Annotated in this window: 8 protein-coding genes; 4 read left to right on the top strand and 4 right to left on the bottom strand. The window is 60.2% G+C overall.

The annotated features are described in order from the left end of the window. Positions 1-1,802 (bottom strand): InlB B-repeat-containing protein (locus CSQ85_RS12705; RefSeq protein WP_150384321.1); only part of this gene is annotated, 1,802 nt, incomplete at its 3' end. A 70-nt stretch (positions 1,803-1,872) separates the two neighbouring features. Here CSQ85_RS12705 and CSQ85_RS12700 point away from each other — a divergent pair. Beyond that, on the top strand, positions 1,873-4,356 hold the full coding sequence (locus CSQ85_RS12700) for a glycosyltransferase family 2 protein (RefSeq protein WP_150384320.1): 2,484 nt from the start codon (positions 1,873-1,875) through the stop codon (positions 4,354-4,356). A 63-nt stretch (positions 4,357-4,419) separates the two neighbouring features. On the opposite strand, the gene CSQ85_RS12695 is transcribed toward CSQ85_RS12700, so the two are convergent. Then, complete coding sequence (locus CSQ85_RS12695) at positions 4,420-6,459, bottom strand: hypothetical protein (RefSeq protein WP_150384319.1); 2,040 nt, start codon at positions 6,457-6,459, stop codon at positions 4,420-4,422. 282 nt (positions 6,460-6,741) lie between these two features. Between CSQ85_RS12695 and CSQ85_RS12690 the strand changes: the two genes are divergently transcribed. After that, entirely contained in the window at positions 6,742-8,253 is a 1,512-nt protein-coding gene (locus CSQ85_RS12690) for a sialate O-acetylesterase (protein ID WP_223846984.1), read from the top strand. A gap of 6 nt (positions 8,254-8,259) precedes the next feature. Here CSQ85_RS12690 and CSQ85_RS12685 read toward each other — a convergent pair whose 3' ends face one another. Beyond that, complete coding sequence (locus CSQ85_RS12685; protein WP_190973045.1) at positions 8,260-9,894, bottom strand: hypothetical protein; 1,635 nt, start codon at positions 9,892-9,894, stop codon at positions 8,260-8,262. A gap of 98 nt (positions 9,895-9,992) precedes the next feature. Here CSQ85_RS12685 and CSQ85_RS12680 point away from each other — a divergent pair, with 98 nt between their 5' ends. Continuing rightward, positions 9,993-11,135: an acyltransferase gene (locus CSQ85_RS12680; RefSeq protein WP_190973044.1), complete on the top strand. Its 1,143-nt coding sequence runs from the start codon at positions 9,993-9,995 to the stop codon at positions 11,133-11,135. 52 nt (positions 11,136-11,187) lie between these two features. On the opposite strand, the gene CSQ85_RS12675 is transcribed toward CSQ85_RS12680, so the two are convergent. After that, complete coding sequence (locus CSQ85_RS12675; RefSeq protein ID WP_150384316.1) at positions 11,188-12,780, bottom strand: SIR2 family NAD-dependent protein deacylase; 1,593 nt, start codon at positions 12,778-12,780, stop codon at positions 11,188-11,190. Between the two features lie 443 nt (positions 12,781-13,223). Between CSQ85_RS12675 and CSQ85_RS12670 the strand changes: the two genes are divergently transcribed. Continuing rightward, a partial coding sequence (locus CSQ85_RS12670; protein WP_150384315.1) for an InlB B-repeat-containing protein occupies positions 13,224-14,971 on the top strand: 1,748 nt, incomplete at its 3' end.

Here is a 14,971-nt window from a genome sequence, read left to right as displayed (position 1 = left end):
TCCGTCTTCTTCGTCGCAAGGAACTCGAGGTTGCCCGCGGCGTTGATGCGGAGCTTCGCGCCAGCCGGGATCTCCACGGCCGTGTTGCCCGCGCCGTCGTCATACACGGACGTGGCAGTCGCGTTCGGCACGGGCTTGAGCCAAGCGCCAGTGCCCACGAAGGTCTTCTCGTCGCGACCGGTGTTCCAGCCCACGACCTTGCCGTTCGCGTTGTTCCAGGCCTTGTAGAACTCGGAACCCCTCTGCGGCAGGGAGGAGTCGGTGAACGGGTTGGCGGCGTTGCCGCCGAAGCTGATCTTGCCGTCGGTCACGTTGCCGATGAAGTACCAGCCGAGGAACACACGGCCGCTACGAGTCGGGGCCGGGGCAGTGAACTCGTCACCAGTCGCGTACGACTGATCCTTGAACTGGTTCGCGTAGTTGTAGCTGTAGCGCACGGTCGCCTTGCCGGTGTTCCACTGCGCATACAGGACGGTGTCCTTGTACACGCCGGCGGAGAAGTCGTACTGCTTGCCGCCGAAGTTCGGGTCCTCGGACCAGCCGGACAGCGTGTAACCGCCGTCACGGGACAGGCTCGGGGCCGTGGCCTTGTCGCCGGCCTTCACGTACTCGATACCGGCGGTCACGAACTTGTCGGTGCCGTTGCTGTTGTCGATGCGGGTCTTGTAGGTCACCTTCATCGCGTCGGTGGCCGCGCCGGCGTACAGGGCGAGATCCTTGTAGTTGGCGTTGGCCTTGTAGCCCTCCGGCAGCTTCTCGAGGTCGCCGCTGGCGAGGGGCTTGTAGTACCACTGGTCCACATAGCCGTAGTCGGCACCGTCCTTGACGAGCACGTCGGTCGGGACCGTCTCGCCGTACGCGACGTCACGCCAAGCGGCGACCGGAGTGGTACCGTTCGGCTTGATGCGGTACTTGACGGTGACGGCGTTCTGGCCCGGGTCCTGCGGCACGACGGCCACGTTGTACTGGCCGGAGTTGTCGTACGTCAGGATCTTCGCGAAACCGGAGGTCAGCTGGTCCGTGGTCACATCCTGCGTCGGGTTGTCAGGCTTGGCATAACCAGAAGCGGCGTCACCGCTCGGGTCGGCCTTCCACTCCTTGACGACCTTGTAGTCGCCGACCTTGTCCTGAGGCAGCTCCCAGGCGGCGATCTTGCCGTCCTTCTTGGAAACCGTCAGACGGTACTGGCCGCCCTGAACATTGGCGAACTGCAGACCACTGTCAGCGGTGCCGTCGGAGACGTTGTCCGTGCCGGACACACGGGAGCCGTCGTACACCGTCGAGGTGTCAAGCAGGTTACCGCTGGTCTCGAAACGCAGGTTCACCAGATCGTCCGGCTCCGCGTAGTGCGCGTACAGGTCAAGGTTCTTGCCCACGAACGTGTTGTTGAAGTCGAACTTCTCCGAACCGTAGTCCGGGGACGTGTACCAGCCCGTGAACGAATCCCCGTTCGGGACCGTCAGCTTCCAGTCGTTGGAGGAGTACAGCTCGTCAAGCGTGCCGTTGCCGTCCGAATCGAACTGGGACAGATCGAACGTGGCGGTGTCGCCCGCCAGCTCAGGGTCAGTAGTGTCATCCACGGTGGCCTTGGCCTTGACGTTGGCCGGGGAGTTCGCGTGCAGCGTCACCGTGACGTTGTACGAGTCAAGCTTGGCGGCACCCGACTGCGACGACTCGGGCGTCGCAGAAGGATTGTTCGTCGCAGCCGACGCCGTGCCGGCCGCCACGCCCATCGTGGCCAGCATGGCCACGGAGGCGAGGCCCGCGAGCGGCGCGCGCCAGACCTTAGTGTTTCCTGTCATGATTCAGGAACCTTTCTTCTAGGGACACGCGGTATTCTGAGGACAATAAGTTGTGTCAATAGGGAGTCGTATGTCGTCATATGCAATCAAGCGCCTGTGCCGAGGCGATGGCAAGGGGTACATCAAGATAGAGGGTGAGGGGCTGCGCCCCGAACGGCTGTCCGCAGTGGCGACCGCCGCGAACGGGCAGACCATCGTATGCGGCGTTTATCCGTTCGGGTTCCCCGGAGAGGACGCCGTGGCGGCGCATCAAGCCGGGGACGATCATGCGCTTGACGGCAGCGGCATCGGATCCTGTGTGGTGGCCGTTCCCCTGCTCGACGACACCGATCTACAGGTTCGCCTGTACGATGATTCCTCGGCCGATGGTGAACCGGTGTTCGAATTCCCGTTCCAGCCTCTTCCCAGCAAGGTTCGTTCGCGTCTGTCCTACAAGTTCCATGCGGATGAGGCATATCAGATCCGCGGTATCGATCAGCGGCGTCTCGCTTTTGCGCCGTATCTGTACGTGACCGCCATCTATCCCGTCAGCGAGTCGGCGGTCACGTGCCGGTTCAAGGTGCGGTTCCCCCAGCGGCCGCAAAACGACGAGAATCTCAACATTCGTGTTCTGGACCGTTCAGCGAACGTCGTCGGCGCTGAGGCGATCCTCATCGAGGATACCGACGTGTGTCCACGCGGCGACTCCTACGCTCCTGTATGGGAGCGGATCTACGCCGTACGCTTGCCGCGCGATCTGCAAGTTTTCTGTATCGAGGCGACACTGGGGGCCAAGAAGGACAACGGACCAGCATACGGCAATTTCACATGTCTCACCTCAAGCATGTTCCAAGGGTTCGTCAACGGAGCGCTGGGTGATACACGCAGCGCCTACGATGACCCCGGGTACGCCGCGTGGTTCGAACGCCACAGGGCCGCGGTCGACGACCTGCGCTCTGAACGCCGGGCCATCGACCGGTGGGAATACAAGCCGACGATCAGCATCGTGTCGGTGCTGTTCAACACTCCGGAGGAATACCTCACGGCGATGATCGATTCGGTTCTCGCCCAGTCGTACGAGCGTTTCGAACTCGTCTTGGTTAACGTCAGCGGGGCGAACGAATCCGTGAGAACGGTTCTGGCCCGTTACCATGATCCGCGCATTCGCGTGATCGACGCGGAGAACAGGAACATCGCGGACAACACGAATGTCGGCATCGAAGCATCCACCGGCGACTACGTGGCGTTCGTCGACCACGACGACGTCATCGAACCGGACGCCCTGTACCAGTACGTCGCGGTCATGCAGGACGACCGCGAGGCCGACCTGCTGTACTGCGACGAGGACCGCTTGGAGGACGGCCTCTACAACAGGCCGTTCTTCAAACCCGAATTCAACAGGGACTGGCTGTACTCGTACAACTACATCACCCACATGCTGATGGTCAGCCGGTACGCGCTCTCGCGGATCGAACTGTCCGGCGCCGATGTGGCTGGCGCCCAGGACTACGACATGATCCTCAAGTGCACGGAGGTCGCACGGTCCATCAGGAGCGTGCCCTACGTGCTGTACCACTGGCGGATCCACGCGAATTCGACCAGTGCGGACCCCAGCAGCAAGCCGTACGCCGACGAAGCCGGGCGTCTCGCGCTCAGCCGTCATTTCGAACGTATCGGAGTGAAGGCCGAGGTCAACGAGTCCGAGCTGCCGTTCCGCTACCGCACGCGCTATCTGATGGACCACGAACCCAAGGTGAGCATCGTGATTCCGACCAAGGATCATGCGGCCATGCTGGCTTCTTGCGTCGATTCGGTCCTGAGGAAGACGGAGTACGGGAACTATGACATCACGCTGGTGGAGAATAACAGCGTCGAACCCGAGACATTCGCGTACTACGAACGCATCCAAAAGGAGTCCGACAGGGTGCGTGTCGTGACCTGGCCGGGCCACGGCTTCAACTATTCGGCGATCTGCAACTACGGTGCGCGCCACTGTGACGGCGAGATCATCCTCTTCCTCAACAACGACACCGAGGTGATCTCCCCGGAGTGGCTCGGCGCGATGGTGAACTTCATGGCCCGCCCCGACGTGGGCGTCGTCGGCGCCAAGCTGATCTGCCGGGACGGCATCATCGCCCACGGCGGCGTGTGGGTGTCCCCGAACTACGTGGGCTACATGGGCCATGACCTCCCGGCGGATGACAGCGGTTACGTGGAGACCATGCACTACCCGTACAACCCGGAAGCGGTGACCGGCGCCTGCCAGATGATCCGCCGCTCGCTGTTTGAGAAGATCGGCGGGCTCGACGAAAGCCTCGCCGTCGTGCTCAACGACATCGACCTGTGCCTCAAGGCCGAACAGGAAGACAAGGTGACCGTTTTCGAGCCTCGCGCGCTGCTCTACCACAACGAGCACACGTCACGAGGCCGGGACGAGAACGACGCCAGAAAGCAGCGTCGGGCCGACGACGAATACAGGCGGTTCTTCCTCAAGTGGAGCCCAATGCTGCGTCCGGGACGGTTCATCAACGCCAACCTCGACCAGTACGACGGCAACTACAAACTCGAGCAGTGATCTTCACCCGAATGTGTTTTGCCAGATCTACCTTATAGCGGACTATCGCTCTGTCGCATGTCGCTAGGCCAAGGGCAGGAACCAGGATTCGACGATCCGGTACAGCGTGCTGTTATACGTCTGCAGCTCGCCGTACCGGCCGTCGGACAGAAGGTTCCAGTAGGAGACGAACACCCCGCAGAGCGTGAGGACGACGAACGCGTACAGGATGATCCTGCCCGCCGTTTCCGAATCGTGACGGTTTATGAGCATGACGGCGCACAGGCATGCGCAGGTCAGCAGCATCCACCCGAAATCGCTGAAATACCGTGAGGACACGCCGACGATCCTCGTGTCGACCACGAGGATCAGGGCGGCAAACGCCAGCAGCATTCCCAACAGGAGCCCGGCCTTGGCTTCGTGCACCTCGCGACGGACTCGGGGTAGAAGGCACAGGAACACCGCGACCGGGGCGAAGGCCAGGAAACCGCCGAACATGGGTTCCATGATCAGGAAGCCCTGATACATGGACGGATCATCGATCTGTTTCATGAACGGATAGTTCGGGGTGATGTCCAACGGCTGGAGAAGATACAGCCAGATGCCCCATGGGATGCGGGACAGGGAATGTTCGCTGTGCACCATATCGAATCCGGTCAGGTTGTAGGCGGCTCCGAAATCGAAGTAGGATCCGAATCTGGCATGGTTGTACAGCATGGTGCACACGCCGATCAAGAGGAACGGCAGGACCACGCACAGGGTGTTGACGATCCCCCTCACGGAGAAGAACAACCTCTCCCGGATCTCCCGGACGAAGATCGGGAACGCCAGAAACGCGGACAGGACGAACTGGGGCCTGCATCCCAGATTAAGGGCAATGAGCAGCGCGCCGCCAGCCAGGGCCAATTTAGACAGCCTCCCGTGCCGTTTGCTGGCGCCCATCCACAGTCCCAAGCCGAACAGGGTGAACGCCATGGACGACAGCATCGGCAGGGAATAGATCTTCGGCAGGAACGTCTGGGTCAGCGTCCCGCATCCGGTGACGAATCCCAGACAGGAGACAAGATACGCGCCCAGTGAAACACGCTTGGCATACCGGGCGAACAGCCGATGTAGGAAGTATGCGGCGGCCAGCACGAACAACACCGCGAACGCGGCGACGGCGAAATCGGTGCGCAGATCCCTGCCAGTGAGGAGCTTGAACGGCACGAACGCGAGCAGGGCGGGCACCACCCCGAAATACGTGTAGTACTTCCCATCGAAGAATGCGTAGTCCCAGTACGTGGGTTGACCCGTCTGATAGGACATGGCCGCCCGAGACGGGGGACTGTACGGATTCGGCAAGCCCGCCAGCCAATCGGGAACGGGCAGATCCAGATACAATCTTCCGGAAAGGATGGCGTCGGCCAGATGGTTGTACTGGTTGTCGTCGTTGATGAACGCGCCGTTGGCGGTCAGATACGTGGAACCGAACACCCTCGAAGGGACGATCAGCTGAGTGACCGCAACCAATACGAACGCCTGCAGGACAAGGAAGACAGCGACGACGATCCTCTGCCTAGACTCGCGAAAATCGAGATCCCACCGGTACATGGAACGTGTCGGCCAGAATGCGTATACGAGATAGACGGCGGACAACAGACAGAGGAAACGCGTCATCGACCAATGAAACGGCGGGCGCGCGTTGATGCGTACCGCGGACAGCGTGAAAGAGCGTCCCGTATTCCCGGGGAACGACAAGGACAGCGACGCCACCTTGCCAGCGGTATGGATCCTGATGTAGTGAGTCGCGCTGAGCCCTTCCGACACGTGAACGGCCCTCATCCCCACCGGTCCTCCCGTGTGACCCTCATCGGCTATCATGGGTTTGACGTCGATCGTCGTGCCCGCTGACGGCAGGAACCGCCGTTCTTTCCAAGAAGGTTCTAATTGCAGGGCAACGTTATGCACGACCGTCCCCTTTGGGGCGGGAAGATCCAGATTGAGAATCGCATCATCCGTATCGGTAATCGTATAGCGGTTCCCCTGTACCGATAGTCCCTTCCCAGCAGTCACTGATACCGTCTGGGAATCCGGGAAAGACAACGACTCCCAGAAGGGGAGATTGAAGACGGTCATCTCCATTACACACACCAGCAGCAACGGGATAAGAACCCTCAGTCTTTTAGCGGGACACCCCCACCGATTACGCATCCGTCCCTCCCGGGGTATGCATGACGTCGTTCGTGATTACCATACTAGGTCTGTCATTGCCTTCTCCCGAACTGTGTCATGGTGCCGAAGTCAGTTTCCTCCGCTATGCTTTGTTCGAGCATTACCGCAACCGAGAAACCCCTTAGGCAAAAATCGATGATCAGACAGAATCGGCGGATCATAGCCGCCATCAGCTTTGTGATCATTGCCGTGATGATGGCAATGATGATACTGCTCACGGCGCCGAACTTTCTGACGAAAACGAAAGGCTCGTTCGGAGTCGCGGCGCACTCGGTGACGCTGCCGAACTACTACATGAACGGCATGGTCTTCCAGAGGGGGAAGGCCATCAGCGTGCATGGCACCACCGATCGGAACGCTGAGTTATCGGTTTCCCTGCGCAGCAAGGACAACGAGTCCTCCGTCACCGTGCGGTCGGACTCGAAGGGCAACTTCACCGCGAAATTGCCGGCGTTGCCCGCGTCCCTCTCCCCATACTCGTTCACCGTCAGCGGCAACGGCGAGACGTTGTTCAAGCTCGACAAGACGTATGTGGGCGACGTGTTCGTGGCCGCCGGCCAATCGAATATGGACGACAACTATGTCGACTATTACGGCACTGACGCCAAGATCAGCGCGAACATGGGGGACGCCTTCGATTCCGACGATCTGCCCACCACCATATCCGATGATCATGTGCACTTCCTCGTCGCCGGGCATACCGGCACGGATGAAGCGGTCAAGAAGACGGAGGGTCTGCCACTGCGCTCGTTCAGCTCCAAGTCATGGGTGAGCGCCACGCAGGCCAATTCCCCTCGGCTGAGTTATCTGGCCCAGTTCTTCGCCGAACGGCTGCGCAAGAAAAGCCCCGACGTGCCCGTCGGCATCATCCAGATCGCATGGGGTGGAACATCCCTGAAACGGCACATGCCCGGAGGGGACATCTACAGGAGCCATGTCCTGCCGTTGAAGGGTTTCACGGTCGGCGGCATATTGTGGTATCAGGGTGAGAACGACGCGGAGAACATCAGCGACGCGACATCATACGCCTCGAATTTCGTGGTGCTGATCAACCGGTACCGGGACATCTTCGGCGATGCCTCACTGCCGTTCCTGTACGTACAGCTCGCGCGGTACGAGGACGGGGCCGAAACGTCCGTTGTCAGGCAGGGGCAGTCCGACGCGTTGCGAGCAGCGGCCGACACGTCGAATATCGGCATGTCCGTGGCCATCGACACGGACAAGGGAACCAGCAAGGTCATCCACCCCCTGGGCAAGGATATCCTCGCCGAACGGATGGCGGCGCAATGGGAGGCGATGCGCGCGGGCAAGAGCGTCCCGCAAAGCCCGATAGCGGTGCATGCGGTACGTTCCAAATTCAATGCATCCATCGTGGCAGTAAAATTCCTAAATAATACAGGCAAGGGGCTCCAAGCCATGATTCCACGATACTCCACGAGCGCCACGCCGAGTCGAGTCGCCGATCCGACGGATGCCGACCTTCAGGGCTTCGAGGTCGCCGGCGAGGACGGTGTGTTTAAGCCGGCCCTCGCCCTGATCAACGACGACACCGTGGTGGTGCACTCCGAGGATGTGGAGAGCATTTACCAAGTGCGCTACCTCTGGGGCACCGATCCCAGCAGCGAAGTGCTGCTGTACAACGGATCGGAGCTGCCCGCCAGCCCGTTCACGATCGGTGTCGACCAGCTGCCCAATGAATCCTGATCCCGTCTAATGCGCGTAGGAGTACACTGCGCAGCGAATTCCGCCGGAAGTACGCAACGCCTCATCGACGTGAGGCTCGTTCATGCTTCCTTTCTTCGTCATGCGGGGGTCACTGTCGAACGCGGCTTCCAGTGCGGGGTTGTCGGAGTATGTGCAGGCGACGATGAGCACGTTACGCTCGTCTGGCAGGATTCCGTCTATGAGCTCCGCGGTAGCGTCCGGCGCGTTCTCATCGGCCACGGACTCATGCGTATCCCAGTAGGCGCGGAACCGGTTCGTCACGTAGCTTGCCTCGCCGCCCGTGGCGACGCTCCACATGCGCTGCCCCCGAGTCAGGTACGGCAGGGCGTTGCTGACCGCGTACTGGGTGCCTCGATCCTCGATGGGGACCACCGTCACGCCTTCACTTGACACGTCGTCGATGAGCCGACCCAGTTCCTTGCCCGACGAGAAGGGTTGCAGCAGATCCCTGCGGGCGGCGGCGAACGTGGCCGGAGCAGGCAGCAACGCGAGCGCGATGGAGGCTGCGATCAAGGCGGGCAGAACGTTCGTTCCTCCGTGGCATGCCACGACACCATGTTCGCCGTCTCTCTTCGACTGTTCCCGTGATTTCGACACGCTGAAGGTCACCGTCAGCATGAGCATCGACATCCATGCCGCTATTTTCTGCATGCTGTTCATCGGGTACACGAGGACATCCATGACAAGAAGCCATGCGATGCCGCCGAAAGCGCACAGTCCGATGCCGATGTCGTTCAAATAGGCCAATACGGCTACGACGGTCACCGTCAGCGCGATCAAACCCAATGTGAGTGTCTGGTGAGGCGCACCGAGGAAATCGGTGAAGGGAACGACCATCATCTTGAGCCGGTCAAGAACCGGGGCGTTCATGGGAACAGGCTGATCCGCCCCCTTCAATTCCAACAACGCGGCCAACGCCGAGATCGCGGGCAGGAGGAAAGGCCATGGCCGCCGCCGGCGTCGCATCATCTCAACAGCCTGCAACAACGCGAATGATCCGGCGAAACCGAACGCCAGCGCATGGATCTGGAACAGGCTCGCGATCGTCAGGGAGAACAGCCACGGATGCCGCTCGCGCCGAGGATACAGGTAGGCGAGCAATGCCACGGCCAATGTGATGAGGCAGTAGCTGCGGGAAACCACGGACGGCCAGTAGAAGAACATCGGCGTGAACAGTATGACGATCTTCCAGACGGCCGGCATCTCCACAAGCATGAACACCGCCGCGGCGACGATCACGATCACCACGCTGAGTGCCTCCATACTCCAGTAGGGGGCGCCGAGCTTCGCGAACGGCATGAGGAGGAACAGCCATAGCGGCGGGTGCCCCTCCTGTCTGCTGATGTCGGAGACCACCTGCCACGGTCCCGCGTCCCTGGCGATGAGCCAAGCTTGGGATTCGTCACGCCACGGTTCATGGAACACCGCCAGAACTATTTGAGAGACCACAAACAGTATGAATGCCGCCATCAGGGCGATCTGCCGAATCCCGAACGGGTGCTCTCGCGCATCCACGGACATTCCGTCGACCGAGGTTACACGAGACTGGCTTATTGAGGAACACATAAAGCCCCAGTGTAACCCACGGCAACGCGCGTCTGGGAGGCGGTATAGCATCATCGTGAATTACCGGCGGGCTCTGAGCCAAATCATGTTCACCCCATACCGTGCGGAGAGGAACAACCACAGCGATGCCCCGACATACTTCCCCCAAGCACATGTCCGCGCGTGACGTTCACAGAAACTTTGGTTTTGATCTGCTGCGTGTGTTCGCGATGCTGTCGATAGTCGCCTGCCACGCCACGCTGCACATTCCATGGCTGTTGCACGTGGATACGGGGTTGGATTATCTGCCTGGCTGGAAGTCCGCGCTGATGTACCTTGTGGTGCAGTACGGTCAGGTGGGTGTCTCGATCTTCTTCATGATTTCCGGATACTTTCTGGTGAAGAGAACGTTCTCCTGGCGACGGATCGTACGCACTTGGCTGCAGATGTTCCTGTACTCTGTAATTTCGCTGATCGTGATGCTGCCGCTCATGCACGTGGTTGCAGTACCTTCTTCGGTATCGGGCATGTTCAGCGGCGATCAGTTCTGGCGTATGCTGCTGGTGGCGCTGTTCCCATTCCTGTCAAGCAGCTATTGGTTTGTCACCGCGTACATTGTGATGCTGTTGTTCACGCCATTCGTGAACTGCCTGTTCGAGCATCTTCCGAAGAGAAGCATTGAGGCGCTGATTCTTCTGCTTGGTTTCTTCGGCGTATGGGTGCTGTGGGGCAACCAGACGGGGATCGCCCCGGTGTTCTGGAACAACGTCGCATATGCGGTGACGGGATACCTCATCGGCGGATGGATCCGACTGTACCATTCAGAGAATCCTGACCGTATGAAGCCCCTGCCTCTGATTGCGGGTATCCTGATTTCTTCGGCGGTCATGCTCGTCTTCAACCACTACGCCGCAGACCGCACCCGTCTGGGCGTCTTCCTCGGCTGGGACACGCAGATCAAGCCGGGGATAGTCGTCCTGCCCATGGTCATAGCCGCCGCGATCCTGATGCTTGTGCTGAATATTGATACGACAAACGTGCCTTCCGGTATCAGAGGCCTTACCGTCAGGCTCTCGTCGGCGATGTTCGGCGTGTACCTGATCCATGAGAACCAGTTCTGGTACAAGATCATCTGGCCCATCACCGCCATCGTCGTCCCGGGACCTGCCTCATCCCTTTGGAAAGTCCTTGCGGCTGGCATGATCATTGTCGTTGTATTTGCCTTGTTGACGATGTTGTCATGGATCATAGAGACAGTGCTCGTCAACCCGGCAACGAAGTTGACGATGCGCATCCTCCCCAAGAAGAACTCATAGACACTACACTCACCTATTTAGGAACGGCGCATCCCTGTATGATGCTTCTCAGTTACCGGTTGTTCCGTGCATGCGCGCCCATCGTTTTATCAATCAGCCGCCGGAGCGTACCAATCATGACTTCATCCTTATGGTCCAATCCGGTGTACAAGCCGATTGCTGTTTTCGCGCACTTTCTCGCGTCGTTCCCACGCCCTGCCGCATCGAGCAAGAACGCCAGCAACGCCCAAAAGTAGGACTGATCCCACCGCAGACCGTGTTGTTCGCAGATTCCGCAGAATTCCCCGTATTCCCGGGGGAATCGGTCAGTCTCGATAGGGGTTCCGTCGACGACCACCCGATGAGCGGCGAGATTGCGCAGGCTGGATTGCAGGTACGCTAAATCACCGCAGGCTCGTTTCTCTTTGATGGCCTGCTCATAAAACGGAATCGCTCTGGACAGGGCAGACACATCGCCCTCGCAAGCGACCACACTCTCGGCGTATCCGAGATTGTGATGCGCCCACCCCAGACACGTCCGGCCATCTGGCTCCTGCGTTTCGGCAACAGTCTTCGCCACGGCCAATGCCGCGCGTAGGTCGTTGCGTGCCAAGTCTAGTCGCGGATGATCGCAATCAAGATAGGCAAGGCCCCGTTCCGTACGAAATCTGAATAGCAAATTGGGGGTGCGGATATTCTCCTCGGAGAATCCAGAACATAACGAGAGAGCTTTTTCGCTGTTCCCCATCCGGTTCGCGGCGTGTGCCGCAAGCAGAGACAACGACAGTCTCTCATCATATTGGACGACTCCGCGTCCGATTTCGGCATCCGCCAATTCGACGGACAACTCGTACGCCCCAACATGGTCGAGGCACCCCATCAAAATCTCCGCCTGCATCCCCTCCGATAGTGCCGTCTCGCCCCTTTCCTTGATCTCGGAGGGGACTACGGATGGCCGTCTGCCATAGTCCGGAGGACGTACGACGGCAAGATTGGCAAGATCCACGCAAAGGGGCTCCACAGCGCTCAATCCGGCGCGGGAACAATTCTCCTTGACCCGAGCATCGTCCCTGGCGACCCACACGATCCGTCCGGGGCGATGCTCGGCCACAACCCGCATCACATCGGTATCATTGCCGGAATACCCCAGGCACAGCAACGCATCAGCGGTTTCCAATGCACGGGCAAATTCCGCCTTGGCATCCGATGGAAGGCCACGGCCGATTCTTCGTATCACCGTGAACATCGTATCGGGACGATCAATCCGCCCATGTATATGGGAAACTCTGATCGGCTGATCCGATGCCTTTTCGATCAGCAAATCGAAATTTGTCGTGACAATGGTCTTCCCCGGTCGGGTCGCCACTTCGGCCAACACACGGTGCACGCCATTAGGCACCGCCGTAGCCAACCCCCCAAACCCATTCAACGGCAGGTATCCTACAGTGTCGGAAATACGCTGGAAGATCGCTTCAGGAACGACCTTGCCCCACCCCGAATTCTTTGTCACCGCATCCAGATACGGCCGCAAATGTGGTTCCGTGATCAACGACCGTAGACTCCCGTTTAACAGTTCAGCACCCGATGGCAGGACACTCGGTGCAACCATCGACACGCCGGCCCCGACAAGGATCACGACCTTGGTCCCATCAAACAGCATATCCAACACTTTATCGACATCCCGCGCCGGTCCGCCGCTCTTCGGGGGAAGCCCCCGTCTCGGTTTGCACCGTCCTAGCCCCGTAACCGGATGAACACACGAATGATCCGACCCCATCGATATCCCACCCCCTCCCACGGCAGAAAACCACTAATAAGATTCTACGATTTCAGATCGAGTCTCTCCGGAGCCGGAGTGTCACGCCTATATGCAAAAGCTCGAATCGGCTATCCGTGCCCGTCGGATCCCGATGCCTCCTCACACCATGTTCCGCCATACATCCACTCCCCATCTGATTGCCGATTCGTCAGGCAACAACATTCAGAGTACAGACTGGGAATACTGATCCGGAAGACACTGATGACACTTCTCTGCACGTGTCGGATACATGCAATTCCAAAGGACCACTACCTCACGCCCCGTGTCCCTAGAAGAAAGGTTCCTGAATCATGACAGGAAACACTAAGGTCTGGCGCGCGCCGCTTGCGGGCCTCGCCTCCGTGGCCATGCTGGCCACGATGGGCGTGGCGGCCGGCACGGCCAGCGCGGCGACCGGCGCCTCGCGCGTGGATGACTACAACGTCACGGTGACGCTGCACGCGAACTCCCCGGCGAACGCCACCGCCAAGGTCGACAGCACCAAGGACGATCTGGTCGCCGGTGCTACCGCCACGTTCAAGCTGACCGACCTCGACAGCAACGAGAACGGCGTGCTTGACGAGCTGTACACCACCACTGGTGTCTGGAGCGTGACGGCCCCGACGGACACGCTGTTCACGGGCTGGTACACGGGTGCGGACTACGGTTCGGCGAAGTTCGACTTCAAGCACACGCTTGTGGACAAGAACATCGACCTGTACGCCCACTGGGCGGCCCCGGACGATGTCGTCAACTTCACCTTCAAGACGAACTCGCTGTTTAGCACCTCGTCCGACGCGTATGGCAGTGGCGTGGCTACCGCTCTTAAGCCGTTCTTCAGCTTCACTGGCGGCGACTACAAGCTGAGCGTGGCGAAGCAGGACGGCAAGATCGCCGCCTGGGAGCTGCCCACGGACAAGGCGAACGACCACAAGGTCGTGACGAGCTGGAAGGCGGATCCGACTGGTTCCGCGTCCCCGTCCCCGACGTACGAGGTCACGAACGACGAGCTGACGGCCGACTTCTCCAAGGCGCTGAGCTACGCCAACTCCGGCCCGTACGACGTGGAGCTCCAGCCCGGCACGGTCAAGGACGCGACCACTGTCCACTACAAGAAGGCCGATAACACCAACTTCACGTCGCCTACGGATGTCGACGTCGCGTTCGGCGAGAAGATCCCGACCGACGTGCTGGTGTACGACGGCGCCACTCACGCCTACGGCTACGTGTCCCAGTGGTACTACATCAACACCACCGGCGGCGCCAAGACCGAGCTGCCCGCCGACTACCGCGCCAACGGCAACCACACGGACCTCACCCTGTGGTCCGGAGCTACCGCTGACGCGTTCGCGGTGAGCTACTGGACCGCGGTCGGCTACGAAGCTGATCCCGCTGGCGGCTACAGGCAGCACTTCGTGAAGGTCGCGACCGAGTACGTGGAGTCCGGCAAGACCGCGACCAAGGCCCCGGCCCTGTCCCGCACGGATGACACGCTGTCCGGCTGGTCCACGTCGAAGGACTTCGGCGCGAAGCAGTTCGACTTCTCCACCCCGATCTACGCGAACACCGACCTGTACGCGCAGTGGAACACCAACAACGCCGGTGTGACCTACAACTACAACTACTCGGGCAAGAGCGAGAAGCAGTCGTACGCTACGGGTCAGGAGTTCACCGCCCCGGCCCCGACTCGCAGCGGCCGTGTGTTCCTCGGCTGGTACTTCGTCGGCAATGTCAAGACCGACGGCACGATCGAGCTCGCCAACTCCCAGAACCCGTTCATCAGCAACAACACCGCGTCTGGTACGCAGGGTTCCGAGTTCTACAAGTCCTGGAACAACACCACGGACAAGCAGGTCGGCTGGAACAACGACCGTGGCACGGACTACGTCGGCAAGGGCACGTGGCTTGAGGCCGTCCCGGCCTCGAAGGGCGTGAACGCCTCCAACCAGGTCTTCTCCGACAACATCGGCACCAAGACCGCGGTGGAGATCCCGGCTGGCGCGAAGCTCCGCATCAACGCCGCGGGCAACCTCGAGTTCCTTGCGACGAAGAAGACGGA

This window comes from Bifidobacterium rousetti, assembly GCF_008698235.1.
Classification (GTDB): Bacteria; Actinomycetota; Actinomycetes; order Actinomycetales; family Bifidobacteriaceae; genus Bifidobacterium; species Bifidobacterium rousetti.
This window is presented reverse-complemented; position numbering and strand designations above follow the sequence as displayed.

Bases quoted from the DNA above. Each gene is read 5' to 3' on its own strand.
- CSQ85_RS12700 (WP_150384320.1), top strand. From the start codon at position 1,873: ATGTCGTCATATGCAATCAAGCGCCTGTGCCGAGGCGATGGCAAGGGG.
- CSQ85_RS12695 (WP_150384319.1), bottom strand. From the start codon at position 6,459: ATGGAGATGACCGTCTTCAATCTCCCCTTCTGGGAGTCGTTGTCTTTC.
- CSQ85_RS12690 (WP_223846984.1), top strand. From the start codon at position 6,742: ATGATGGCAATGATGATACTGCTCACGGCGCCGAACTTTCTGACGAAA.
- CSQ85_RS12685 (WP_190973045.1), bottom strand. From the start codon at position 9,894: ATGATGCTATACCGCCTCCCAGACGCGCGTTGCCGTGGGTTACACTGG.
- CSQ85_RS12680 (WP_190973044.1), top strand. From the start codon at position 9,993: ATGTCCGCGCGTGACGTTCACAGAAACTTTGGTTTTGATCTGCTGCGT.